The following is a 24,926-nucleotide window of genomic DNA, read 5'->3' as shown; positions in this document are numbered from 1 at the left end:
CTACGGGAATGGGCGGGCGGCTGCCGGAACGGCGCCGAACTCTGGCGCCGGCTGCGGGCCGATGGTTTCCAGGGCAGCCTCCGTGTCGTCGGGGAATGGGCCACGCGCCAGCGCCGTGCCGAGCGGGCAGCGCCATCGGGCACAGAAAAATCGCCGCCCGCGCTCAAGATTGCCCGCCTCCTGACCTTGGGCCGGGATCATCTGTGCCAGGCGGATGCCATCCAGGTCGCAAGGATCGAAGCTTCGTTGCCAGCTCTCGCCACAGCCCGAAGGCTGACCGACCGGTTTACGGACATGGTACGCAATGCTCGCGAAGAGGCGCTGGAAGAATGGCTGAATGAAGCGGAGGACGGGCTGCTCGGTGCCTTCGCTCGTGGGCTCCGGCGCGATCAAGCCGCGGTCGCCGCAGCGCTGAGGGAGCCTTGGTCGAACGGGCAGACCGAAGGGCAGATTAACCGCCTCAAGACACTCAAACGCCAGATGTATGGAAGGGCGAACATCGACCTGCTCAAAGCGCGGCTCGTTCAAGCGCCCTGATCTGAGAGGGGCCGAAGTTGCACCAAAATTGAGTCAGAGCCAATTTCGCATGCCGTTTCACACAATCCGGCATAATGCTTCATGCTGCGTCTCCTTCCTTGATGCTTGTGGCTGCTTCACACAGACCACGTATTATCATCAGCTCGAGACGCAGCACCTACCGGAGACCGAGGCTGGAAGTGGGGCGCAAGCCGAATACCCCATCTGACCCTAAGGCCACTTCACCCTTTGCAGACCGGCTGCGGAAGGCTGGAAAACCGCACAAAGTCATCATTATTACCGTCGCCCGCAAGCTAATGGCAAACGTTACTGCACTCTGCAAATCTCGCCGGAAATGGGCCGCTCAGACCGTTTGAACGGTACAGCTGCTAGAAGGATTTTTGCAAGATTAGGGCCGCGCCCTTTTCTGCAACCATCATGGTTGGAGCATTGGTGTTTCCACTCGTCATTGTCGGGAACACCGAAGCATCGATTACACGCAAGTTCTCCAATCCACGAACAGTCAAATCCGGCCCTACGACAGCTAAAGGGTCAACGCCCATCCTGCAGGTAGAGGTCTGATGCCACGTTGTACTGGCCCCCTCGCGAGTCGCCTTGATGATGTTTTCTCGATCCATCTTGGGTCCGTAAACCTCGCCTCGGACCGGAGCAAAAATTGGGTGTTCGATCATGCGGCGTTGAAATTTCAGAAATGCTACATGGGTTTCCAGGTCCATCGGGTCCGACAGGTAGTTCGGATCAACCAGTGGGCGGTCAAATGGGCTGGCGGAGGCAAGCCTCACCGTGCCTTTTGACACCGTCCGGCAGATATAACCGCCGAAAGACAAGCGAGGTGGCATATCTATTCTCCGATCCAGATGTGTGTTGGAAACGTTACAAATGGACTGCGCGCTTGGGTATTCATCACTGTCCCTCAGCCTGACAAATGCCCCTGCGTCCACGCCGGTTGTGGCAAGCGGGCCGGTGCCTGTCGCGTTGAATTCCTTTAGGCTGGCCGCCTCTCCCGCTATCGGGAACCCAAATTTCTCGGGTTCGCGCAGTGTGAAGCCGATGCGGGGGCCACCCAAATGATCCAGCAGGTTTTGACCGACACCTGCAAGGTCGTGACGACAAGGAATGTCGTGCTCTGACAAATGATTTGCCGGGCCTATGCCTGAGAGCATCAGCAGGTGAGGTGATCCGATCGCCCCCATTGAAAGAATGACCTCGCCAGCTGAAACTGCTTGGGAATCGCGTCCCTTGACGAAAGTCACGCCAGTGGCACGTGTCCCGACGAACATCACGCCGGAAAGATGCGCACCGGTAACGACCGTTAGATTTGGCCTGTCTTCGATCGGGTTCAAAAAGGCATCGGCTGCACTCACACGCCGACCGTGATTGGTGGTGAACTGATAGTAGAAACACCCCTCCTGGTTTGCGCCATTGTAGTCGGGGTTTCTTGGTACGCCGAGGTCCTCATAGGCTTCGAAACACATCTCCTGAAGGGGGTGGCGGTTGCGTGGGAGTTCAACAGAGATTTCGCCACTGGTCCCGTGATATCCGTCCTCAATCACACGGCTGGCTTCGGACTTGATCATAGAAGGCAAAATTTCGTCATAGGACCACCCCCGGTTTCCCAGCTGCGCCCAATGGTCGAAGTCTCCGCGATTGCCCCGCACATACATGCCCCAATTGATTCCGCTGGACCCACCCAGCCCCTTACCTCGGTTCAGCAAGATGCGTCGATTATTGAGGTGTCGTTGCGGTTCCGACCTGAATGCCCAATCAAGCGGTGAGTCCCAATGATCGACAGATGCGCCGTAGGCATCCAACTTCGGGGCTTTCATGACCTGTCCGGCCTCAAGCAATAGAACCTTGATCTCCGGATCGGCGGAAAGTCGATTAGCCAAAATGCACCCAGCGGTGCCAGCCCCGCAAATGATGAAATCAAACCGGTCCATATTTCCCCCTTTGATCTACCTTCAAAATCGAGTGCCGGTTGAATACGTCCAAAACCGTCACTCATGGATTTCACACAATGTTTGGAGCACATAAACAATTCCTCTAGTGTAGGTTTTGGAGCTCTTTTAGTACAAAGCGTGTACTAATTAGAAAATCTGACGTGACCCCGGGTAATCCCCCCATTTTGCGAGGGCTTGGTCGTAGAGTTTACGCGGCCATTCTCAGTTTCTGGGCGGGGGTCATCCCGCCGTTGCCCATATTCGGGCGTTCATTGTTGTAGGACCACAGCCATTCGGTGGCAATCTGCTGCACCTCGCCGATGCTTTCGAAAATGTAGAGGTCCAGCCATTCGTGCCGGACCGTGCGGTTGTAGCGCCCGACATAGGCGTTCTGCTGGGGCTTGCCGGGCTGGATGAACGATCAGCTTGCGATGGACGGCGTGGCGGCGTTCGTACATATCCTGAGCATTCACAGCATAGTATCCGTTCAGCTCTGGCAGTTCCTTGTCGTGAAAGAAATTGCGCTTCAGTTCGCGATAAATCGTCGACGCTGCGCGGCCCAGCCGGTCTGCGATCTCAGGCACCGGCATTTTGGCTTCAAGCCACTTGGCAATCTTCCGGCGTTCTTCCAAACTCAGGTGAGGGTAGCTGCGTCCCATTCAATAGCCTCCATGCAAACATCTGTTTTGATACAGAATTTGCACTTCGGATGTGAATCCACCCGCGTACACGCGCTTGTTGCAACCATCCAGAAATGTTACCGGCTGCGCAAAGCAGAAACGTCACCTAGGGGCGTGACGGGAGCAAGGCTTTGCAGCCCGCAGACCCCAAATATCGGAGGGCTGTAAAGCCTTGCGAGGTTCAGGTCATAGACCGAGCTTTCGCCGTTCTTTCTTATTGTAGAATGCTTTGATGCCTTCTTCGTGCAGGATCTCTTCGAAGGCGCGCCAGGCGAGGCCATCACCGAAGAAGGGCGGGTTATCGGAAACCGTCAACGTGCCGAACTGGTTCTCCACGGACAGGATCCAGCCGGGATCGATGCTGGTTCGGTAGATCTCAACATCGAAATGATGCCCGTCGATGACGACGGATTGCGTGTAGTCGGAGAAGATGATCTCTGGGTCGTCGTCGGCAGTCATGCCTTCATTCTTGGGCCTGTTCAGCCGCGAGCACAATCTTCTTCTTGGCCCGCGACCCTGACGGCCGGCCTGGTCTCCGGCCATTCGGCTTGTAACCCATCTTCTCTGAGTTCGTCCGCACCTTGGGCTTGGGCGGGGCGGCATCCTGCATCTCTTTGATGTGCTCGAGGACAGCGCTCAGGCGTTTGTTGCCGGTGATAGCCGCATGGGTCACGCGCTGATCCATGTCGAAGATTTTGTAGGGCAGGGAGCGGCCTTTCCAGCGCACCTCAAACCGGCCATCCACGAAGGCGTAGGTGTCTACATATTTGCCGACCAGGCCGCGTGTGATCTCGCTTTCCTCGAGCATGATCCGCTTGCGGTCATAGGAAAACGTCAGTTGCTATGCCGACATAGCGGTTCTCGCGCCAGCACAGGACATCTGCCAGCCGATCCGGCTCGACATTCAATGCGCGGTGCAGGTTGTCAGATTTGGCTGAGGCTTTGGCGAACTTGACGTTGTAGCGTTCCTTGAAGCCTTGCAGAAAAGCGTTTCCAGCCTCCATGTCCGAGATGCCAGCGAGCCGCAGTTCCTTCACCAGCCGGTCTTGCAGCGTCCGGTTTGCGCGTTCGACACGGCCTTTGGCCTGGCTCGAATTGGCGCACAAAATCTCGATGTTCAGCTCACTCAGAGCGCGCCCGAACTGGGTGATCCGCGCGCCGCCCTTGGCGTCTTCCTTGGCCACGCGAAACACCGTGTGTTTGTCACTGTAGAAGGCAACCGGGCGTCCGTGTTTGTGCAGATAACTCTCGAGCGCCTCGAAATAGCTGAAGGTGCTCTCTGACTTCACAAACCGCAGTTCCATCAAGGTGCTTGTCGCGTCGTCAATGAACACAAGAAGAGTGCAGGGCGGCGCGCGATCCTCAAACCAACGGTGATCCGAGCCGTCGATCTGGATCAGCTCGCCAAAGCATTCCCGGCGCAGGCGCGGCTAATGGAACTGGCGCCGCTGCTTGCGCGAAAGCCAAAGACCGTCCTCGGCCATCTGCCACCCGGCAGTGCATCCGCAGAATGCACGAGAGGGCATTTGCGCAACGTCTCGCGTGAGACTTTGAACCCGTGATGCTCGGCCAGCATCTCAGCGGCCAGTGTCGGCCTAAAATCCGGATAGTTCTCTTTGATCAGGCTCAGTGCATACTCGCGCTTGGCCCTGTGAATCCGATTGTTCGGAGGCTTGCCGCGCGCCTTGTGCCGGATCGCAACGGCACCGTCCTGACGGTATCGCTTCAGCAGCCTAAATACCTGGCGCCGCGTCAGATCCAACAGGTTCGCCGCGTTGTCTACCGTCAGCCGGCCATCATCGACCTGCGCCAGAATTTCCACACGATTCAGCTCGCGCTCGCTCATCATCACCCATCCCATGTCCGCTCATCCTCGTCTTGTTTTGAGGGAAGAGTGACACTTCTGAATTGCTCATGGGTGGCATTTTAGATGGGGTGGTTGCCGCCAATTCCCCGAACGGCATCGCGATGTGCCATGAATGAGAGTGTGAACAACACATTCAAATGGAAAGGACGGCAACCATGACGGAAGATATCATCATCGGCGTTGATCTAGCAAAGAACGTATTCCAGCTGCACGGCGCGGCTGCGGACGGGGCTGTTATTTTCCGAAAGAAGCTCACGCGGGGGCAATTCCATCGCTTCATGGCCGATCATCCGGCATCGCTTGTGGTCATGGAGGCTTGCGGTGGTGCGCATTACTGGGCGCGTGAACTGGAATTACTGGGTCACCGGACCAAGCTGATCTCGCCGCTCTATGTGAAACCCTTCGTCAAGCGTCAAAAGAACGACGCAGCGGATGCCGAGGCAATCGTTGAAGCCGCACAGCGTCCCTCGATGCGTTTTGTTGTACATAAATCAGAAGGTCAGCAGGCGAACGCTGTTCTTTTCCGCTACCGGGAAAAGCTGGTGAAGCAACGGACCGAGCTCATCAACGCGATCAGATCGTATTAGTACGAATTCGGGCACGTCATTCCGAAAGGACCGCGCCATCTTCGAAAGGTGGCCGAAATCGTGGAGGATGTGGGCGCACCCTTACCTCAGGAAGTCCGAGATATTTGTCGTGATCTGCTCTGCCAGATCTCCGACAAAACACGCCGAATTGACGAAACGATGAAACAGATCAACGCCAAATCCAGCCAGCAAGAGACATCAAGACGGCTGCAAACGATGCCGGGGCTAGGACCGATCACAGCGGCGGCCATCGAAACCTTTGCACCGCCTATGGATACATTCGGTCGGGGACGAGACTTTGCAGCCTGGCTGGGGCTGGTTCCGAGACAAAACTCGACAGGAGGAAAACAACGCCTGGGCCGAACGTCGAAGATGGGTCAGCTGGACATCCGACGGCTTCTGATCATTGGGGCGATGTCGGTGATCAACTGGGCCTCTCGCGGCCACGACTTCAAAAATGGTTGGCTCAACGCCATGCTCAAACGCAAACCGCGCATGGTCGTGGCAATTGCATTGGCCAACAAAATGGCGCGCGCAGTCTGGGCGATGACAACGAAGCAGGAGGCTTATCGGGAACCGGCCGCAGAGACCGCGTGAGGGAAAATACGAAAGGTAAACGAGAACAAAGGAATGTGAGGAAGGCAAAGCCCCGATGGGCAAGTTGATCGACCAGATCAGGGTGAGCGAAACCAGCGCAAAGTTAAGGACGCAACAGTCCGAAGTTTAGATTTGGAGCTGACCCGCGGTTCTCCATATCGGCCAGCGGCGCTTGAGAGGCCGCACAAGAAGGCCTTACACAAGTACGCACTCGATCACTGGCTCAAAAGGTCAATGTTCTCCTTGCAAAGCAGGCGGCAACCACACAAGCTTTGCGACCACAACGATAAAATGTATAAGATGTATTATGTACAATTTGTCGGAAAATGTTTCATAGACCGCCTCTGAAATTACCCGCCGGTCAATACGGCAGGCCTTGCGATCGTGCTGCCGCCCACTAGTTCGTATCCGGAATGCTTCATGGGTCAAACACACCTGGGGTTTCTTGGGACTGTAGTTACCGCCACTGGCTCTCCGTCTCTGATAGGGGCCGGGCCGCTGCGGGTTTTGGTCGGTGGCAGATTGTCTCAGGGATCCAAGCTGCTGGACTGCACAACCGCAGGTCCTGTCCGGTGCGCCTCCGCGATATCGGTAATGTGCTGCTGATCCCTCAGCATTCGGACATCATCTGGCTGGAGCACATACGATGAATACCAGCAGTCACAGCCTGCGGCTGATGCCAGCCGGGATAGACACCTACAGCCACCCAGTAGTCTATATGCATGCCGATTGCCACGTCTGCCAGGCCGAAGGGTTCCGGGCTCTCACGCGGGTGCGCATCGACTGCGGCCGCAAATGGGTTATCGCGACGCTGAATGTGGTGACTGGCGGCTGCTGGCTGCCGCCCGATGCCGCGGCGCTGTCGGACGCTGCGTGGCAGGCCCTGCAGCCCGGCCCCGGCGCATTGGGCCGGCTGTCGCACCCGGAACCGCCCGCAGCCGCGTCTTTCATTCGTGCCAAGGTCTATGGCGAACGCCTTGCGCAAGCACAGTTCAACACCATAATCGGCGATGCGCTGGCCCGCAGGCTTTCGGACCTGGACCTTGCCGCCTTTGTAACCGCCTGTTCCGGCGACCGGCTGGACTTCGAAGAAACCATTGCCCTGACACGCGCCATGCAGGCGGCAGGCAAGAGCCTGAATTGGGGCAAGGACCTGGTTCTGGACAAACACTGCGTCGGCGGGTTGCCGGGCAACCGGACCACACCGATTGTGGTAGCGGTTGTTGCAGCAGCCGGGCACATCATCCCGAAAACCTCCAGCCGGGCCATAACCTCCCCCGCTGGAACCGCAGATGTCATGGAAGTCATGGCACCGGTGGAACTGGATCTAACGGCAATGCGCCGGGTGGTCGAGACACAGGGCGGCTGCGTTGTCTGGGGAGGCGGTCTGCGGCTTAGCCCAGCGGATGACGCCTTGATCCGCATCGAACGGCCCCTGGACTTTGACAGCGACGGCCTGATTGCGGCCAGCGTATTGTCAAAAAAGGCAGCGGCCGGTGCCGACAGGGTGATAATAGACATCCCTGTAGGGACGACCGCCAAGGTCCGTTCTTCTGCTGCTGCGGCTGCCTTGTCGGCACGTCTGAACGCCGTCGCCGCAGCAGTCGGATTGGAGTTGAAGATCCACATTAGCGACGGCAGCCGGCCGGTGGGACGGGGCATTGGCCCGGCACTGGAAGCGGCCGATGTGCTGAAAGTTCTGCGCCGTGACCCGGATGCCCCGGCGGACCTGCGCGAACGGGCACTGACCCTTGCCGGTCTCCTGCTTGAGCTGGGCGGTGCAGCCGGAACCGGTCCCGAGACGGCCGCCCAACTGCTGGACAGCGGTGCGGCCGAACAGCGCTTCATGGCGATTTGCGAAGCGCAGGGCGGGTTCAGAGAACCGGAAACTGCCGCGCACCGGACACAGGTGACCGCCGCGGACAGCGGAACGGTGACCGCTATCGACAATCGCCTGATCGCCCGGATCGCTAAGCTCGCCGGTGCGCCGCAGCGTGCCCGTGCGGGGGTTCTGCTGCTGGCCCGTCCCGGTGACCGGGTGCAGCGCGGCGGCCCTTTGTTTGAAATCCACTCTGAAACACCGGGGGAATTGGCCTATGCCCAGGACTATGCCGCGCGCCAGCCCGGGCCCTTCAGCATCACGGAGCTGTCATGAAGCCTGTTCTTGCCCCGTTTCCCGATATGCAGCCTATGGCGGCACGTCTTGCGCCGGTTCTTGGCACCCGGATCGTTCCGGTGGCCTGGCGGCATTTCCCCGACGGCGAAAGCCTGATTACTCTGAGCGGGGACGTTGCAGACTGCGATCTGGCTATCCTGTGTACTTTGCGGGATCCCGACAGGCACATGCTGCCGCTGCGCTTTGCGGCGGCCACTGCACGGGAATTGGGAGCAAACAGCATCGGGCTCATTGCCCCCTACCTCGGCTATATGCGCCAGGACCAGCGTTTTGCTGCCGGGCAGGCCGTCAGCGCGCCGCTGTTTGCAGCCTGCCTTGAGGAAAGTTTTGACTGGCTGGTCACGGCTGACCCTCACTTGCACCGGATCCCGGATCTGGCGGCGCTTTTTACCATTCCTGCGCGGCGGGCGGTAACCGCCCCGGCGCTTGCAGGTTGGATCACCCGGAACATCCCCGACCCTGTCCTGATCGGCCCCGACGAAGAAAGCCGGCAATGGGTGGCCCAGGTTGCTGCACTGGCAAGTTGCCCCTGCGAAGTGCTCCGCAAGCATCGCAGCGGCGACCGGGAGGTAGAGGTCAGCGTCCCTTCCGTTGCGGCATTGAAGACAGGTACAGCGGTCATTCTGGATGACATCGCCTCCTCCGGCCGGACATTGGTCAAGACCATCGAACGTCTGGCGCCGGGCAACCCGCCGGTCTGCGTTGTGATACATGCGGTCTTTGCCGCCGGAGCTCACGCAGGAATACTGGCCGCAGGCGCCCGCCGGATCGTCACCACCGACAGCATCCCCCACGAAAGCAACGCAATCAGCATCGCGCAAATACTGGCTGAAGCAGTGTGCAGCCTGCCCTGAGACCGGCACGGCATACCTGAAAGAAGAGAAAAACTGAGACCCCACCTGAGTTGACTTTGCGCACTGCACCCGGCACCGGAGCCTGGCATGCTGCGGCTTCTGCCGCGCATGCTGGTAAGTTCACCTATTCCGATCACGCGATCGAGGTCTGTCTGACCCTTCGCGCAGTCTTTGGCTTGCCGCTGCACCAAACGCAGGGCTTTGTCCGCTCGCTCATCAAACTGCTCAAGCTCAGCTTGCCGGTTCCGGATTTCACGACACTTTCCCGGCGTGGCGCGCACCTGAAGCTAACTCCGGCAAAGCAGGTCCAGCCCGGCCCAATGACCCTGATCACAGTACTGGACTGAAGGTTGTCGGCGAAAATGGCTGGATGGAAGAGAAGCATGGTGCCCGAAAACGAAGGAAAACGTGGCGCAAGCTGCATATCGGCTTCAACCCCCTAAGCGGAGGCATCGTGGCCGCCAGCCTCACCATCGAACGTGTCGGCGACCGATCAGCGGTTGCTGGGTTGCTGCGGCAGCTCGACGGACCGGTCGCCAAGATTATTGCGGATAGAGCGTATGACGGGAGTCCCGTCTAGGATGGAATCATCCGGCGACTGGGTTCCAATGTCGAGATAATCATTCCACCACCGAAGAAGGCAAACCCCGGGGCCTATCCCTCACGTGACGATCCTGAGTGACGAAGAATTCGAGGCGCAGGCCTTCCGGGAACTCGAAGCGGCTAAAAAAGCGGTGTTTGAGCGTGAAAAGGCAAGCGTCACCCGTTTCCAATACCCTGACAGTAGCACCGTTTTTCAGCGGCTGCGCGCGTGGTGGTATGTGCGCCAGCATCGTGCCGGTGCCTACAAAGAAAAGGCACTTGCCGTGCCGAGCAAAGCGTCTGTATGGCATTGGGCCACAACCAAATACCTTTGAATGCGAAAGACCGGCTTCCCCACCATGACACTCTTTGAAATTCTCCTGCTCGCTGGCGCGGGCATTGCCGCAGGTCTTCTCAATGCCGTAGCCGGGGGCGGGACCTTCCTGAGTCTGCCTACACTGATCTACATAGGCGTGCCCCCGGTCAGCGCCAATGCCACGGCGACGCTGACCGCCTTGCCGGGATATATCAGCAGTGCATGGGGTTTCCGGCACGACATGCAGCGCGAGGGCGTCTTGGCGCTTTGGGCCATTGCCGGTGTCGGGATTGCCGGCTCTGTATTGGGTGCGCTTCTTCTCATCATCACCCCCGGCGATACGTTCCTGTGGGTTGTGCCATGGCTACTGTTGCTTGCGACTGTGATGTTCGCCTTCGGACCCGCATTGCTGCGTGCAATACAGAAACGTGGCGCGGGCAGCGCCGGGATTGGGGTATCCGTCGCAGCTATTCTGGCGGTTTCGATCTATGGCGGCTATTTCAATGGGGGGCTCGGTATCATGCTGCTCGCGACATTTGGATTCATCGGTTACAGCAACCTGCATGGGATGAATGGCCTCAAGAACGTGTTGTCAGCCGTGGTCTCGCTGGTATCAGCCATCACCTTCATCGCTGCTGGATTGATCGCGTGGGAACCTGCGTTCGTTATGGCCATCAGCGCAACCGTTGGCGGATATCTTGGCGCAATCGTGAGCCGCCGCATCGTCAGAACCGATCTCCTGCGGCACTTCGTGACGGCCATCGGCCTTATAATGGCGGCAGTGTTCTTTCTGCGTTGAACTGAAGAAAGCAGACCTTGGGACGGCTGCCATGAATGTCAGCAAAGTCCAAGGTTTTTCGATGCGGGCCGCGGTGCATCAGTGGCGTTCGAATGTAACCCGGCCCGCGTTGGAATACCTGTCAAAGAGGAAGCCGCCGGGGTTGGGCGGCGTCTGCTTACCATGCTGGATTCACATGATGAATTCCACTTCAGCCTGTATGCAACATAGCCGCCCGCATTCCGCTTTTGGCGGAAAACCCCCGGCCGTGGTCTGCTGGCAGAGATAATATCAACCAACCCGATCAGCAGGTGCAACGAGCAGCTTAAATTACGCCAGATCCTTTCCAACGATTGGGAAGTAGCTCAACGGCATGATCCCCCGCCGCTTCGTACAGGATTCAACAATTCATAAAGGTCCTGATGATCCGCAGGTTCTTTCGCTGCTTCAGGTGTATCAGCGTTTCCGACATCGACAAATCAGAACCGTCCAGAGCGATCTTGATCAGCCTTGGGTCGCTGCCGAATTCAGCGTCGGAAACGAAACCAATGCCGAGCCCCGACGCAACGATCTCAAGCATCGCCTCGCGCCCTTCAGCGACCACCGCCGGCACGAGGGTGACACCGTTTCTTAGGGCTTCCTTTTCCAGCTTCTGACGGGTTTTCGAGCCTTTTTCGCGCAGGATCAGCGGGTATTTCTTCAGATCGGCGAGGTGGATTCGATCAATGCGGCGGCTCAGAAACGCCTTGGCCGCCACAGCCACGATAGCCGAGCTACCCAGGCTTTCGACATACATGTCGGAGCCGGGATCTTGACTGCCCACGACTCCGATTTCGGCGTCATAGTTCCTCAGGCTTTCCACCACATCTTCGCTGTTTCCGGTCAGTACCGAGATTGAGACCTCCGGATATCTGCTGCGAAACCGGACCAGACGGTCGGTGAGGTGAAATGCACTGTCGACCATGATCCTTAAGTGACCCTTAAGCGCGGCACGGCGCTCTGACAGCAGGTCATCTATGCGTTCTTCAACCTCGAAGAGCTGTTTTGTCGTCAACAAGAGCTGTTCTGCCAGCGGCGTCAGGGTGATCTGCTTGCGCTCACGGTTGAACAATAGAACGTCGTGATCGCTCTCGAGCTTGCGCACCTGTTCCGATACCGCAGGCTGGGTGAGCGCCAGGCGTTCGGCCGCGCGGGAAAAGCCGCCGGTCACTGCGACATAATGGAACGCCCTGATCTGACTATAATTCACTCGCTGTCCTCTCCATTCTTGCGCAGCCTGCACATATAGGCTCAGCCTGTGGTATCATCGCTAATAACAATTTTTCAAATACATTCTCTGGGCATAGACCTTGTGAAAACATTGTCAGATCAAGGAAGCTGTCATGGGTACCGACACGGCGAAGATGAATTCACCCAAACTTGGCGAGCCATATTTGCTCACGCCGGGGCCTTTGACAACGTCATATGAGGTCAAGGAAGCCATGCTGCGCGACTGGGGCAGCTGGGACGACGATTTCCGGGCGATGACCCGCAAGATGCGCAGTCAGTTGCTGGCGCTGCTGGGCGAGGAACGGGCGGAATACGACTGCGTGCCGATCCAGGGCTCCGGGTCCTACTGCGTCGAGGCGATGCTGGGTTCTTTCGTTCCGAAAGACGGCAAGGTGCTGGTGTTGGCGAATGGTGCCTATGGTCTGCGGGCCGCCCAGACGATGGAGTGCATCGGCCGCGACTTTCATTTGATTAACAAGGGCGATTACCTGCCGCCGCGCGGCGATGAAGTCACCGCGATTCTTGAGCAGGATCAGGACATCACCCATGTGCTGATAATCCACTGCGAAACAAGCTCCGGCATTCTGAACCCGGTTGAAGAGCTGGCCGGGGCCGCGCATGCCGCAGGGCGCAAGGTTCTGGTCGACAGCATGTCTGCCTTTGGTGCCGTGCCGCTGGATGCGTCGCGCGTCAAATACACGGCCATGGTCAGCTCGGCCAACAAATGCATCGAGGGCGTACCAGGTTTTGGCTTCGTGATTGCCCGCAAGGACGAGATCGAGGCCGCCAAAGCCAACAGTCATTCGCTCTCTCTGGACGTGCATGCGCAATGGGCGACGATGGAGAAGACCGGCCAATGGCGGTTCACCCCGCCCACCCATGTGGTCGCGGCCTTTCTCAAGGCGCTTGACGCCCATCACGAAGAAGGCGGCGTCGCCGGACGTGGCGCGCGCTATACTCGCAACCGCGACGTGCTGGTCGAAGGAATGCGCGGAATCGGGTTCGAGACCCTGCTGGCAGACCGCTGGCTGAGTCCGATCATCGTGACCTTCTTTTGCCCGGCAGACCCGAAATTTGAATTCTCGCGCTTTTACGAAAGCATGAAGGACAAGGGCTTCATCATCTATCCCGGAAAGCTGACCGTCGTGGACAGTTTTCGGGTCGGCTGTATCGGCCAGATGGATGAGGATGTGATGCGTCAGGTTGTAACGGCCGCAAACCAGACCCTCGATGAAATGGGCGTAGCAACAGCGGCCCCGCCGCAGGCCGCGCTCGACGAACGCAAGAAACTCGCAGCATAGCACTCACAAGGATATCAGAATGACCATCACTTCTCCGGTCGAGGCGAACGACCGCACCTATTCGACGCCCAGCACCTGTGCGATTGCGATCTGTCTTGATGGCTGTGAGCCAGAGTACCTGGACAAGGCAATCGCCGACGGGCTTATGCCGACGCTTAAGCGGATGAAGGAACAAGGCACGGATCGGCTTGCGCATTCGGTCATCCCCTCTTTCACCAACCCCAACAACCTCTCGATTGCCACCGGGCGTCCTCCGATTGTGCACGGGATCTGCGGCAACTATCTTTTTGAACCGGATACCGGTGAAGAGGTGATGATGAATGACGTGCGCTTTTTGCGCGCGCCGACAATCTTTGCCAAGTTCTACGAGGCCGGCGCCCGGGTGGCCGTCGTCACCGCCAAAGATAAGTTGCGGGCGTTGCTGGGCGCAGGTCTGAAATTCGAAGACGACCGTGCCAAATGCTTCTCGGCTGAGAAATCCGACAGCTCGACACGTGCCGAGCACGGACAGGAGAAAGCCAGCAAATGGCTGGGCATGGCACAGCCCGAGGTTTACTCGGCTGAGCTCTCGGAGTTTGTCTTCGCCGCCGGCGTGAAACTGCTCGAAGAGTGGAAACCCGATGTGATGTACCTGACCACCACGGATTACGTGCAACACAAATACGCCCCCGATCAGGCCGAAGCCAAGGCCTTCTACGAGATGTTCGACAAATACCTCGGTCAGCTCGACGCGCTGGGTGCGGCCATTGTCGTGACGGCCGATCACGGCATGAAGCCCAAGCATGACGCCAATGGCGCCCCTCAGGTGATTTACGTCCAGGACCTGCTGGACGAATGGCTAGGCGAAGCCGCCGCGCGTGTCATCCTGCCGATCACCGACCCTTATGTGGTGCACCACGGCGCGCTGGGTGGTTTCGGCACTGCCTATCTGCCAGAGGGCGCCGGCGTGGCGGACATCATCGCCAAACTCGCGGCACAGCCCGAAATTCTGGAGGTGATGACCCGCAGCGAGGCTGTCGGCCGTTTTGAGCTGCCTGCCGACCGGATCGGTGACATCGTGATGATCTCGACCGAGAACATGACCATTGGCACCTCCGAGCACCGACATGATCTGGCAGCCCTGAACGAGCCTCTGCGCAGCCACGGTGGCCTGACCGAACAGGAGGTTCCGTTTATTTGCAACCGGGTTCTGGATCTGCCCTCGGCGCCGGTCCTGCGCAACTTCGACGCCTTCTTCTTTGCAACAAAGGCGGCCGCTCTTGAAGAGGCAACGGCATGAACACGATGACGAAAACGGACATCCGCAACGAAGGCATGCGCATCGGTGGCGAGGTTGTCTTTACCGATGATGTGGTCGAGGTGCTCTATCCTTATACCGATGAGGTAATAGGCACCGTGCCCGCCGGGACCGCCGAACATGCCCGCAAGGCGTTCGAGATCGCGGCCAATTACAAACCCAAGCTGAGCCGCTACGAGCGCAGTCAGATCCTGCAGAGGGCAGGAGAATTGATCGGCGAAAGGCGCGACGATCTGGCGAAATGGCTGACGCTGGAGCTGGGCATCTGTCACCAGCATGCGATCTATGAAACCAAGCGGGCGCAGGATGTCTACCAATTCGCCGCGGCCGAGGCGATGAAGGACGATGGCGAGATCTTTTCCTGCGATCTGACGCACAACGGTAAGGCCCGAAAGATCTTCACCAAGCGCGAGCCGGTCCGCACGATCTCGGCGATCACGCCGTTCAACCACCCGCTGAACATGGTCAGCCACAAGATCGCGCCGTCGATCGCCACCAACAACTGCATGGTCTGCAAGCCTACGGAGCTGACGCCGCTGACCTGCATCGCGCTGGCGGACATCCTGTACGAGGCGGGTCTGCCGCCAGAGATGTTCCAGGTGGTGACCGGCATGCCGCAGGATATCGGCGATGAGATGATCACCAATGACAACATCGACATCATCACCTTTACCGGTGGGGTGCCGGTGGGTAAGATCATCGCTGCCAAGGCAGGCTACAAGCGGCAGGCGCTCGAGCTGGGCGGGAATGACCCGCTGATCATCTGCAATGATCTGTCTGACGCCGAACTCGACAAAGCCGCTACCATTGCCGTGGCCGGGGCCACCGGCAATTCGGGCCAACGCTGCACCGCTATCAAGCGCATCTTGGTACAGGAGAGCGTGGCCGAGAAATTCGTGCCGCTGGTGCTGGAAAAAGCCAAGAAGATCAAGTTTGGAGATCCGCGCGACCCGGAGACGGAACTGGGCTGCGTGATCCATTCGCAGGCGGCAGAGCTGTTCGAAAACAGGGTTCTACAGGCGGAAAAGGATGGCGCGAAGATCCTCTATCATCCGGAACGCCGCGGCGCTCTCCTGCCGCCGATTGTCGTGGACCATGTGCCCCATGACAGCGAACTGGTGATGGAAGAGACGTTTGGCCCGATCATCCCGATCGTTCGGGTGCCAGACGTTGATGAAGAGGTCATGGCGATCTCGAACTCGACCGATTTTGGACTGTCCTCGGGGGTTTGCACCAACGACCTGAATCGTGCGATTGCCTATATCAACGGTCTTGATGTCGGCACCTGCAACATCTGGGAACAGCCGGGTTACCGGATCGAGATGTCGCCTTTCGGTGGCATCAAGGACAGCGGAAACGGGGTCAAGGAAGGTGTCATCGAAGCGATGAAATTCTTCACCAACGTCAAGACCTACTCCCTGCCCTGGCCTGAATAGCGTGAGGATCGAATTAACAAGCCGGGCCCCCGCGGCCTCGGCCTTCCCTGCCGCCAATACGGCGACCTGCACACAGACCGCAATATGAGCGCTGAAACCTTTTTCATTGTGATATTTGCGGCCTTTCTTCACGCCTTGTGGAATGCCATCGTCAAGGGCGCCGGCGACAGGGCGCTGGTCTTAGGCCTCATCGCCTCGGGCCATGTCGTGCCTGGGGCTGTGCTGATTTACCTCTACGGAATGCCGGACAGCGCAGCCTTTCCATTTATCGTGGCGACCACTGTCATTCACTGGGGATATTACGTTTTGCTGAACGTGGCTTATCGCACCGGAGACTTGAGTGTCGTCTACCCGGTCGCGCGCGGAGTTGCCCCGGTCCTGATTGCTCTGGGGGCGCTGGTCTGGGCGGATGAACACCTGCCGATGATGGCCTGGATCGGGATCTTCGCCGTGTCCGGGGGGATCATGTTGCTGGCCGGTGAGACTTTCGCCGGTCAAGCGGCCCGCAGCGGTCTGGTGGCAGCTGTGGGCCTCGCCGTGGTGATTGCAAGCTACTCGATCGTCGACGGTATCGGCGTGCGGGTCTCGAATAATCCGGGGGGCTATATCGGCTGGATCTTTGCCGCCGAGATCTTTGTCGTGCTTTACATATTCGGCACGCGCTGGTCCCGGTTTCGCGTCATGTCGCCCAAGGCGATCTGGATCGGTCTGATCGGCGGGTTCGTCTCGGGCGCGGCCTACGGGCTGGTTCTGCTGGCAAAGACAACCGCCCCGCTTGGCATCGTGTCGGCCTTGCGCGAAACCTCGGTGATTTTTGCAGCCCTGATCGGTGTCCTGTGGTTTGCCGAAGGCCCGCGCCGCAACCGGATCGTAGCCGCAGTGGTCGTGGCCTCCGGCGTGGTCCTTTCGGTCGGCGCGAGGGGCTGATCATGCAAATCCTGTCATCTGTCATCGAATTGATGGGCGCGACGATGCTGCTGCTCTATGCGGTGCGCATGGTCCGTACGGCGACTGAACGCGCCTGCGGTCCGTCTTCCAACGGGTCCTGACCGCAAGCCGCAACCGGTGAGCGCGGCTGTCTCGGGGCTCGTGCTCGCGACCATCCTGCAAAGCCCGGCCGCCGCCGGGCTTCTGATGTCCGGGTTTTCCGCGGTCAGCGCCATCACCTTCGGCAGAGGGATCGAGTTCCGGAGCTGGCACAAGCTCGAGCCTGGGATCGGAACGGAGGCGTGGTTTTGCGATCCCCGGACCCCCTGGCAGAAAGGGTCCGTCGAGAACCTCAACAAGCGGGCGCGCCGGTACCTGCCGCGGGATACGCCGGTGGCCGCGCTCTCAAATCGCTCAATGAAGGCGATTTGCGACCGCTTGAACGGCACACCCGGAAAATGCCCCGGATGGCGCACACTGGCTGAAGCCTTCAGGGACGAACTCATGAAGCTGAGATAGCAGGAAACGTCGTTACGACCTTTGAGCCTTTAGGCCCATGTTTTTCTGACCGACGTTACGTCCTCATGGTCGCTCTTGGCGGTGATGGGCCCCAAGTCGCGCGATGTGCTGGCGGCGGTCACCAAGGCTGATCTTTCAAACGAAGGATTTGCTTTCGGGACCGGTCAAACGATTGATTGCGGCTACGCCACGGCCATGGCCAACCGGATGGCCTATGTCGGCGAATTGGGGTGGGAGTTGATCGTGCCGACCGAATTTATGGCCGGTGTCTACGAAACGGTGATGCAGGCCACGGCGGCATATGGAGTCCGCGATGCCGGTTATTACGTCCGCGACGGGCTGCGCTTGGAAAAAGGCTTTTGCGCCTGGAGCCGTGAACTTACCCCGGATATTATGCCGATGCAGGCCGGGCTGAGTTTTGCCGTCGATTTCGACAAACCCGGAGGCTTTGTCGGCATGGAAGCTCTGCTCGCTGCTAAGGAGGATCCGACGGATCTCAACCGCGCATCCTGCAGCTGGTCGTGAGGGATCCCGAGATTCAGTTGTGGGGCGGCGAAGCGGTGCTGCACGATGGTGTGGAAATCGGCGAGGTGCGTTCGGCCGGCTATGCTCACACGCTGGGCGGGGCCGTTGCACTTTGCAATGTGCACGCCGAGGTGAAGATCGACAAAGCCTTTGTGGAAAACCAGAATTTCGAGATCGACACTGCCGGATTGGGTAGCGCAGCGAACGCCTATCTGCGAACGCCCTACGATCCGACGGCGTCCCGCGCGCGCCTGAGCTTCATTTATTGTTGATGGGAGGAGTCGTTTCGGCGGACCCATCGCTGATGTCGAACGACATGGCCGGTCGCCGGGTGAACAGCCCGAAGCGCTCGGCTTTCTTTTGACGGGTTCACCGGGTCTGCGCATCCCACGCGGCGAATATATATTACCTCAGCCTATGGTAAGACAAGAATTATCAATTTTGTTTGTCGCGGAATCTTGTCAGAATGTTACCCAGGCGAATTAGTTAAAAAGACAGCATGCAACCAGGGAGATACGGATGACATTTCCAATCAAGGCGGCCATCGCGGGTGCCGTAACGGCCACGCTTGTGGCTGGCGCGGCCTACGCCGAGGCGGAGCTGACGGTCTATACCGGGATCGAGGCCGAGGATCTGGCACGCTATGCCGAAACCTTTAACAAAAGCCATCCTGACATCACCATCAACTGGGTGCGCGACTCGACCGGTGTTATCACGGCCAAGCTGTTAGCAGAACGTGACAACCCTCAGGCAGATGTGGTCTGGGGTCTGGCGGCATCCTCGCTTTTGATGCTGAAATCCGAAGGCATGCTCGAAGCCTATGCACCCAAAGGCGTGGAAGAGCTCGATCCGAAATTCGTCGATCAGGTCAACCCGCCGGCATGGGTGGGCATGGACGCCTGGGTCGCGTCGGTCTGCTATAACACCATCGAATCCGAGAAGCTGGGCCTGACCCCGCCGACCTCCTGGGCGGACCTGACCGCCCCGCAGTACAAAGGTCACATCATAATGCCGAACCCGGCCTCGTCCGGGACAGGTTACTTCGATGTGTCCAGCTGGTTGCAGCTCTTTGGCGAAGAGGACGGCTGGGCGTATATGGACGCGTTGCATGAGAACATCGCGCGCTATACACATTCCGGTTCCGCACCTTGCAAACTGGCAGCCGCCGGCGAAATTCCCATTGGCATCTCATTTGCCTTCCGGGGTGCGAAATCCAAGGAAGCCGGCGCCCCGCTCGAAATCATCGTGCCCAGCGAAGGTGTGGGCTGGGACATGGAAGCCACCGCAATCGTGGCCGGCACCGACCAGCTTGAAGCGGCGCAGAAGCTGCTCGACTTCTCCGTGACCAAGGAAGCGAACGAGATGTACAATGAGGGCTACGCTGTCGTGGCCTATCCCGGTGTGGCGAAACCGGTCGAGCATTTCCCCGAAAACCTTGTCGACGCAATGATCAATAATGACTTCGAGTTCGCGGCGAACAACCGGGCTGCCATCCTGAAGGAATGGCAGAGCCGGTATGATGGCAAGTCGGACCTGAACTGACGCGCCATTATTATGAGGGCGCCCCTTTGTCGGGCGCCCTCTTATTTCCGATCCCCACCGACTGCGTAAAAGAGGCGCGCGCCTGAGCTGCGTCCTTCTCGCCTGAAAGGAAACAGACGTGCAGATTAACGGCAATGGTGCATATCTCAAAATCGAGAACCTGTGGAAATATTTTGGCAATTTCCTGGCGCTGGAAGACATCACTCTCGAGATCGAAGAGGGTGAGTTAATCTGCTTTCTCGGGCCTTCGGGGTGCGGCAAAACAACGTTGCTGCGTGCCATTGCTGGTCTGAATCTGCAATCGCAAGGGACAATCACACAGGGCGGCAGGGACATTTCCAAACTGCCACCGTCAGAGCGGGATTTCGGCATCGTTTTTCAATCCTATGCGCTGTTTCCCAACCTGACCATCGAAAAGAACGTGGCCTACGGACTCGAAAATACTGGCCGAAGCAAATCCGAGATCGCGGCCCGCGTGTCTGAGTTGCTTTCGCTTGTCGGTTTGTCGGAACAGAGCAAGAAATATCCCGCGCAGCTTTCAGGTGGACAGCAGCAACGCATCGCGCTTGCCCGCGCCATCGCGACAAATCCGGGGCTTCTGCTACTGGACGAGCCGCTTTCGGCGCTGGATGCCAAGGTGCGCGTGCATCTGCGGCACGAGATCAAGGAACTGCAACGCAAGCTGGGCGTCACGACGGTCATGGTGACCCATGATCAGGAAGAAGCGCTGGCCATGGCGGACAGGATCGTAGTGATGAACCAGGGTGTGATCGAGCAGGTTGGCTCTCCTACCGAGATCTACCGCGATCCGCAGTCTCTCTTTGTGGCCGATTTTATCGGCGAGATGAACCAGATCCCTGCCACCGCGGTCTCGAAGGATCAGGTCCGTCTCGGTTCCGGTGTGATGGATTGTACCCCGCATGGTTTCGGTGATGGTGAACAGATCATCGCGGCGATCCGCCCCAATGACGTCATTCCGCACGGCGACAGTGCGCATTCTCTCGGGCGGGACGATATCGTCGAGACCGAGGCCAACGCGATAGATGTGAAGGTCGGAGAAATGGAGTTCCTCGGATCGTTCTGGCGCTGTCGCCTTTCGCACGAAGTCTTCGGCGCGAATGACCTGTTTGCCGATTTCTCGATCAACGCGGTTCGGCGGCTGGACCTGCAGGAAGGGTCGAACATGCTTATCGAATTGCCCAAGGCGCGCCTGATGGCTTTTGCCCGCACGGAGCAGTACGCATGAGCGACGCAACACTCCCCAACACTGCGACCGGCAAGGCAATTCACGGCAAGCCCATTCGAGGCAAACTGTCCCGCGATGATATCATCATGCGCGGCAGCATGATCGTCATCGGCCTCTATCTGCTGATCACGATGGTCTTTCCGCTCTATGCGATGCTGTCCAAATCGTTCTCGACCTACACCTTCGACCTCGCGGCCTATGAGGTGCAGGTCAGCGACGAGACCGGCGGCAACTTTTCGGACCCGACGACCTTTGCCACGCTGAACGCCCGGCTGGACGTACTGGAGGACCGCGACCTCAATGCCGGTTCGGACGGTCGTCTGGGCGTCACGCAGTTCTTTCCCGGCTTCAGCTTTCGCAGCCCGGTCAACTATCGGCTCCGCAACACGGCCGACAGCGGCCGCTTCCTGATCGGATCGACGCTGAACGACGGCACCGACTGGGTTGAACTCGACAGCAACACCTTCCGCCGCGTGCAGCTGCGCCCGGTGGAATCGAGGGGGCTGGACAACTTCAAGGCCTATTTCGACACGCCGGCGCTGTCGAACTCGATCAAGAATTCCGCCATGATTGCGGTGGTCAGCACGGTCATCACCGTCTTCCTCGCTTTCTGGTTTGCCTATGCGCTCAACCGCTCATGCATGCGCTTCAAGGGGTTGTTCCGGCTGGTGGCGATGGCGCCCATCCTGGTGCCGTCCTTGCTGCCCGGTATCGCGCTGGTCTATCTCTTTGGCAACCAGGGCATGTTGAAGGAGCTGCTCTTCGGGGCGTCGATCTATGGCCCTATCGGGATCATCATAGGGTCGGTTTTCTTTACCTTTCCGCATGCGTTCCTGATCATTTCCACGGCGCTTTCGATCTCGGACGCGCGGCTTTACGAGGCGTCGGTGGTGCTGCGTGGCAGCCCTTGGCGGACGTTCTGGACCGTCACCATTCCCGGCGCACGTTATGGTCTGGTGTCTGCGGCCTTTGTCGTCTTCAACCTCGTGATCACCGATTTCGGGCTGCCAAAAGTTATCGGCGGGCAATTCAACGTTCTCGCGGTGGACATCTACAAGCAGGTGATCGGACAGCAGAACTTTGAGATGGGCGCCGTGGTTTCAGTGGTGCTGATCCTTCCGGCGATTGTCGCCTTTGCGATTGACCGGCTGGTGCAGAGCAAGCAGGTGGCCCTGCTGTCAGCACGCTCCGTACCCTATGCGCCGTCGCCGAACGTCAGACTGGACTGGACGCTGTTTGGCTTTTCCAGCCTTATCGCAATCTTCATCCTCGGTGTCCTGGGCGTCTGCCAATTCGCGGCGCTGGTGAAATTCTGGCCCTATGACCTGAGCTTCAGCCTCAACAATTATCAGTTCGACCGGATGGATGGCGGCGGATGGGGGGCGTACTTCAATTCCATCAAACTCGGTCTGCTGACTGCGGTGATCGGGACAGCGGTGGTCTTCTTCGGTGCCTACCTTGTCGAGAAATCAAATGGCTTCAGAACCGGACGCACGCTGTTTCAGATGTTTGCCATGCTGCCCATGGCAATCCCGGGGATGGTGCTGGGCTTGGCCTATATCTTTTTTTTCAACAATCCCGACAATCCGCTCAATTTCATCTATGGCACAATGGCCATTCTCGTGGTCTCGACGGTGACGCACTTCTATACCGTGTCTCACCTGACTGCGACGACGGCATTGCAGCAGATGGACCGGGAATTCGAATCCGTATCGGCCTCGTTGAAGCAGCCTACCCTCAAGCTCTTTACCCGGGTAACGGTACCGGTCAGCATGCCGGCGATCTTCGATATCTCGATTTACCTCTTCGTGAATGCTATGACGACAGTCTCGGCGGTGGTGTTTCTGTACTCGCCGAAAACCTCTCTGGCGTCGATTGCGGTGCTGAACATGGATGATGCAGGCGATATTGCGCCGGCTGCGGCCATGGGCATGATGATTTTTTACACCAATGCCGCAGCCCGTGTTTTCCACCTGATCGCATCCCGCGGCGTCCTGACGCGCACCCAAGCGTGGCGCAACAAGTAGCACGCACCGATTTTCTGGAGACTGGGACCTTGTTGCATGACACAGCGTCGTGACAAACCGGCCCCATTCCCCGAGGTTTTATGAAACACGTTCAAAGACCGCACGATCGAGGGCAGTCATGCGGTTCAGGGATTTGATCGCGATGTTTGTCTCGGTGATTTGGCTCTCGATTTCCCGGCTGCGGAGCTTTGCTCCGATCACTGTCTTGCAGCGCCCGATTTGGGTCTCTGTCTGCCATGTGATTCTGACCTTGTCCGTGATCGCGGCGATATGATCGTCACGTGAGGGATATCCGTGATGATCCGTTTCGGAACGACGCCATACCGCTTGATCAGCCGCAGCAGAAACCGCTTTGCCGCGCGCTTGTCCCGTCGAGACTGGAGGATTTCATCCAAAACAACACCGTCCTGATCGACAGCACGCCAGAGCCAGAATGACCGGTCCGCGATCTTCACCACGACTTCATCCAGATGGCAGACATCGCCGGGGCGGGCCTGCCGGCGGCGCAAGTTGCGCGCGATCAGCGACCCGAACTTGCGGGTCCAGCGTCGGACCGTCTCGTAGGAAACATCGATGCCGCGCTCCAGCATCATCTCCTCGACCTCGCGCAGGCTCAGATTGAGACGGACGCACAGCCAGACCGCGTGAGCGATGATCTCGGGCGGGAAGCGGTGGCATTTGCAGCTGATCGAAGCCTGGGTCATACACTTCGATTACGCTGATGTCGGCACACCGACAACCGGCGCCGAGTTTACGTGACAACACCCGGTGATCAACACGATGCGGCGCCGCAAGGCGGCAGTGAAACCATTTTGGCAGATGCTGCATCATGAACGAATGTCGGCGGCGACATTCACTTTTTCTGACTTAATTGCGTATCTGGTGTCCGATAGTTAGATGGTTCAAACCAGCATAGAAGGTTTTCTTGATGCCAAATCTCCCGGTCTCTTTGCACGCTGCTTTCGCGGCTGCCCCCTTAGGAGGTAACATTGGAGGCGTCGTATATGAAGATGAGCCGCTGTCAGCAGAATGCCGTCAAAGAATCGCGGCCGATCTAGCCGCTCCAACGACGGGTTTTGTCACTGAGAACGAGGATGGATCATTTCATGTGCGTTATCACTCCAGTCTTCGTGAAATGGACATGTGTGGACATGTGACCGTCGCCATTTTCGCCGCAATGTTCGAGGACGAACGCATAACCGAAGGGCGCTACGAACAGCATACACGGGCGGGAATAATTCCCGTTGAAGTAGATTCAGGGGGCAAAATTTGGATGAGCCAGCCGCTCCCCCGTTTTGATCTAAATGCAGTCAGTGTCGCAGAGGCTGCGCCGCTTCTAGGACTTGAGAGCAAGGCTATCATCGATGTGGCGTCGGCATCTTCGGCCCTACGGCATGTGTTCGTTGAGGTGCCGGATGAACAGACACTCGCGCGCCTGCGACCGGACGATGAAGGCCTGCGTGGACTGAGCGCATCAAGAGGCATCGACACTATTGGCGTGTGGTGCTGGCAAAGCGGTGGACAAGGCAGGTTGCGCGTACGTTTGCGCGACCTGTGCCACGGCGTAGGCGATCCGGAAGAGGCTGCGAGTGGAACTACAAATGGGGCGTTGGCCTGCCACATTCATCGCGCCGGAAGAATCGACGCAGCAACCAACGGCGAGGTTAGAATGATAGGTGAGCAGGGTTTCGAAATGGGCCGTGCGAGTAGAGTGGAAACTATTTTGACCGAACATTCCGGGAATATCGCCAGCGTCCGGGTTGGTGGACATGCAGAGGCACGATTGAAGGGCCAATACTTCCTAAAATAAAATGAGCCGGAGAGAATTACTCTCCCAAACAACCGTACTCAAGCAGACCTTGGGATATGACGCAGCGAAAGCCCGCTTCGTCCGCTCACTGCCAGTCCAAGCCCGACTAGGTG

At 58.5% G+C, this 24,926-nt stretch carries 19 protein-coding genes and 7 pseudogenes; 19 read left to right on the top strand and 7 right to left on the bottom strand.

What is annotated here, in order from left to right; genetic code table 11:
• Positions 1–6 precede the first annotated feature (6 nt).
• Positions 7–537, top strand: a pseudogene (locus METH_RS23650) (transposase); the annotation flags it as partial.
• Between the two features lie 368 nt (positions 538–905).
• On the opposite strand, the gene METH_RS21770 reads toward METH_RS23650, so the two are convergent.
• From METH_RS21770 to METH_RS23635, 5 genes and pseudogenes are all read right to left on the bottom strand, one after another.
• Positions 906–2,477: a GMC family oxidoreductase gene (locus METH_RS21770; protein WP_024092465.1), complete on the bottom strand. Its 1,572-nt coding sequence runs from the start codon at positions 2,475–2,477 to the stop codon at positions 906–908.
• A gap of 208 nt (positions 2,478–2,685) precedes the next feature.
• Positions 2,686–2,895, bottom strand: a pseudogene (locus METH_RS23645) (integrase core domain-containing protein); the annotation flags it as partial.
• Positions 2,887–3,136, bottom strand: a pseudogene (locus METH_RS23640) (helix-turn-helix domain-containing protein); the annotation flags it as partial. The pseudogenes METH_RS23640 and METH_RS23645, both read right to left, overlap by 9 nt.
• Before the next feature lie 207 nt (positions 3,137–3,343).
• The gene (locus METH_RS21760) at positions 3,344–3,616 is read right to left on the bottom strand and encodes a hypothetical protein (RefSeq protein ID WP_024092462.1); all 273 of its coding nucleotides are present in this window, start codon (positions 3,614–3,616) and stop codon (positions 3,344–3,346) included.
• Positions 3,617–3,620: 4 nt separating this feature from the next.
• A pseudogene (locus tag METH_RS23635) lies at positions 3,621–5,018 on the bottom strand (ISNCY family transposase).
• Positions 5,019–5,179: 161 nt separating this feature from the next.
• On the opposite strand from METH_RS23635, the pseudogene METH_RS21745 reads away from it, so the two are divergent.
• The 7 genes and pseudogenes from METH_RS21745 (at position 5,180) to METH_RS21720 (ending at position 10,935) form a co-directional block, all read left to right on the top strand.
• Positions 5,180–6,208: pseudogene (locus METH_RS21745) on the top strand (IS110 family RNA-guided transposase).
• A gap of 646 nt (positions 6,209–6,854) precedes the next feature.
• Positions 6,855–8,363 carry a thymidine phosphorylase family protein gene (locus METH_RS21740; protein ID WP_024092456.1) on the top strand — a complete coding sequence of 503 codons (1,509 nt, stop codon included), beginning with the start codon at positions 6,855–6,857 and terminating at the stop codon, positions 8,361–8,363.
• Positions 8,360–9,238 carry a ribose-phosphate diphosphokinase gene (locus METH_RS21735; RefSeq protein ID WP_024092455.1) on the top strand — a complete coding sequence of 293 codons (879 nt, stop codon included), beginning with the start codon at positions 8,360–8,362 and terminating at the stop codon, positions 9,236–9,238. Before METH_RS21740 ends, METH_RS21735 begins: the two co-directional genes overlap by 4 nt.
• Before the next feature lie 56 nt (positions 9,239–9,294).
• The gene (locus METH_RS22880) at positions 9,295–9,585 is read left to right on the top strand and encodes a transposase (RefSeq protein ID WP_024092454.1); all 291 of its coding nucleotides are present in this window, start codon (positions 9,295–9,297) and stop codon (positions 9,583–9,585) included.
• A 23-nt stretch (positions 9,586–9,608) separates the two neighbouring features.
• Positions 9,609–9,818 carry a transposase gene (locus METH_RS25505; RefSeq protein WP_024092453.1) on the top strand — a complete coding sequence of 70 codons (210 nt, stop codon included), beginning with the start codon at positions 9,609–9,611 and terminating at the stop codon, positions 9,816–9,818.
• Positions 9,819–9,903: 85 nt separating this feature from the next.
• Complete coding sequence (locus METH_RS21725; RefSeq protein WP_024092452.1) at positions 9,904–10,155, top strand: hypothetical protein; 252 nt, start codon at positions 9,904–9,906, stop codon at positions 10,153–10,155.
• Positions 10,156–10,179: 24 nt separating this feature from the next.
• Positions 10,180–10,935: a sulfite exporter TauE/SafE family protein gene (locus METH_RS21720; protein WP_044008873.1), complete on the top strand. Its 756-nt coding sequence runs from the start codon at positions 10,180–10,182 to the stop codon at positions 10,933–10,935.
• 379 nt (positions 10,936–11,314) lie between these two features.
• Here METH_RS21720 and METH_RS21715 read toward each other — a convergent pair whose 3' ends face one another.
• Positions 11,315–12,163, bottom strand: a complete 849-nt coding sequence (locus METH_RS21715; protein ID WP_024092450.1) for a LysR substrate-binding domain-containing protein — start codon at positions 12,161–12,163, stop codon at positions 11,315–11,317.
• Between the two features lie 133 nt (positions 12,164–12,296).
• Between METH_RS21715 and METH_RS21710 the strand changes: the two genes are divergently transcribed.
• The 10 genes and pseudogenes from METH_RS21710 (at position 12,297) to METH_RS21665 (ending at position 23,003) form a co-directional block, all read left to right on the top strand.
• Positions 12,297–13,484 carry a 2-aminoethylphosphonate--pyruvate transaminase gene (locus tag METH_RS21710; RefSeq protein WP_024092449.1) on the top strand — a complete coding sequence of 396 codons (1,188 nt, stop codon included), beginning with the start codon at positions 12,297–12,299 and terminating at the stop codon, positions 13,482–13,484.
• 19 nt (positions 13,485–13,503) lie between these two features.
• Positions 13,504–14,763: a phosphonoacetate hydrolase gene (phnA, locus tag METH_RS21705; protein ID WP_024092448.1), complete on the top strand. Its 1,260-nt coding sequence runs from the start codon at positions 13,504–13,506 to the stop codon at positions 14,761–14,763.
• 5 nt (positions 14,764–14,768) lie between these two features.
• A complete protein-coding gene (phnY, locus tag METH_RS21700) occupies positions 14,769–16,217 on the top strand; it encodes a phosphonoacetaldehyde dehydrogenase (RefSeq protein WP_044008872.1) in 1,449 nt (482 codons plus the stop codon).
• 84 nt (positions 16,218–16,301) lie between these two features.
• The gene (locus tag METH_RS21695) at positions 16,302–17,144 is read left to right on the top strand and encodes a DMT family transporter (protein ID WP_024092446.1); all 843 of its coding nucleotides are present in this window, start codon (positions 16,302–16,304) and stop codon (positions 17,142–17,144) included.
• A 231-nt stretch (positions 17,145–17,375) separates the two neighbouring features.
• A pseudogene (locus METH_RS21690) lies at positions 17,376–17,663 on the top strand (transposase); the annotation flags it as partial.
• A gap of 84 nt (positions 17,664–17,747) precedes the next feature.
• Positions 17,748–18,188, top strand: a complete 441-nt coding sequence (locus tag METH_RS21685; RefSeq protein ID WP_024092443.1) for an aminomethyltransferase family protein — start codon at positions 17,748–17,750, stop codon at positions 18,186–18,188.
• Complete coding sequence (locus METH_RS21680; RefSeq protein WP_169731266.1) at positions 18,185–18,460, top strand: glycine cleavage T C-terminal barrel domain-containing protein; 276 nt, start codon at positions 18,185–18,187, stop codon at positions 18,458–18,460. Before METH_RS21685 ends, METH_RS21680 begins: the two co-directional genes overlap by 4 nt.
• 247 nt (positions 18,461–18,707) lie before the next feature.
• Entirely contained in the window at positions 18,708–19,730 is a 1,023-nt protein-coding gene (locus METH_RS21675) for a putative 2-aminoethylphosphonate ABC transporter substrate-binding protein (RefSeq protein ID WP_024092441.1), read from the top strand.
• 118 nt (positions 19,731–19,848) lie between these two features.
• Positions 19,849–20,976 (top strand): putative 2-aminoethylphosphonate ABC transporter ATP-binding protein, encoded by a 1,128-nt coding sequence (locus METH_RS21670; RefSeq protein WP_024092440.1) that lies wholly within the window; start codon positions 19,849–19,851, stop codon positions 20,974–20,976.
• Complete coding sequence (locus METH_RS21665) at positions 20,973–23,003, top strand: putative 2-aminoethylphosphonate ABC transporter permease subunit (RefSeq protein WP_024092439.1); 2,031 nt, start codon at positions 20,973–20,975, stop codon at positions 23,001–23,003. Before METH_RS21670 ends, METH_RS21665 begins: the two co-directional genes overlap by 4 nt.
• Before the next feature lie 290 nt (positions 23,004–23,293).
• Here the strand turns inward: METH_RS21665 and METH_RS21660 are convergent.
• Positions 23,294–23,707, bottom strand: a pseudogene (locus METH_RS21660) (IS6 family transposase); the annotation flags it as partial.
• Between the two features lie 224 nt (positions 23,708–23,931).
• Here METH_RS21660 and METH_RS21655 point away from each other — a divergent pair.
• On the top strand, positions 23,932–24,813 hold the full coding sequence (locus tag METH_RS21655; RefSeq protein ID WP_084013883.1) for a PhzF family phenazine biosynthesis protein: 882 nt from the start codon (positions 23,932–23,934) through the stop codon (positions 24,811–24,813).
• The last annotated feature ends 113 nt before the right edge of the window (positions 24,814–24,926 follow it).

The organism is Leisingera methylohalidivorans DSM 14336 (assembly GCF_000511355.1).
Taxonomy (GTDB): domain Bacteria; phylum Pseudomonadota; class Alphaproteobacteria; order Rhodobacterales; family Rhodobacteraceae; genus Leisingera; species Leisingera methylohalidivorans.
This window is presented reverse-complemented; position numbering and strand designations above follow the sequence as displayed.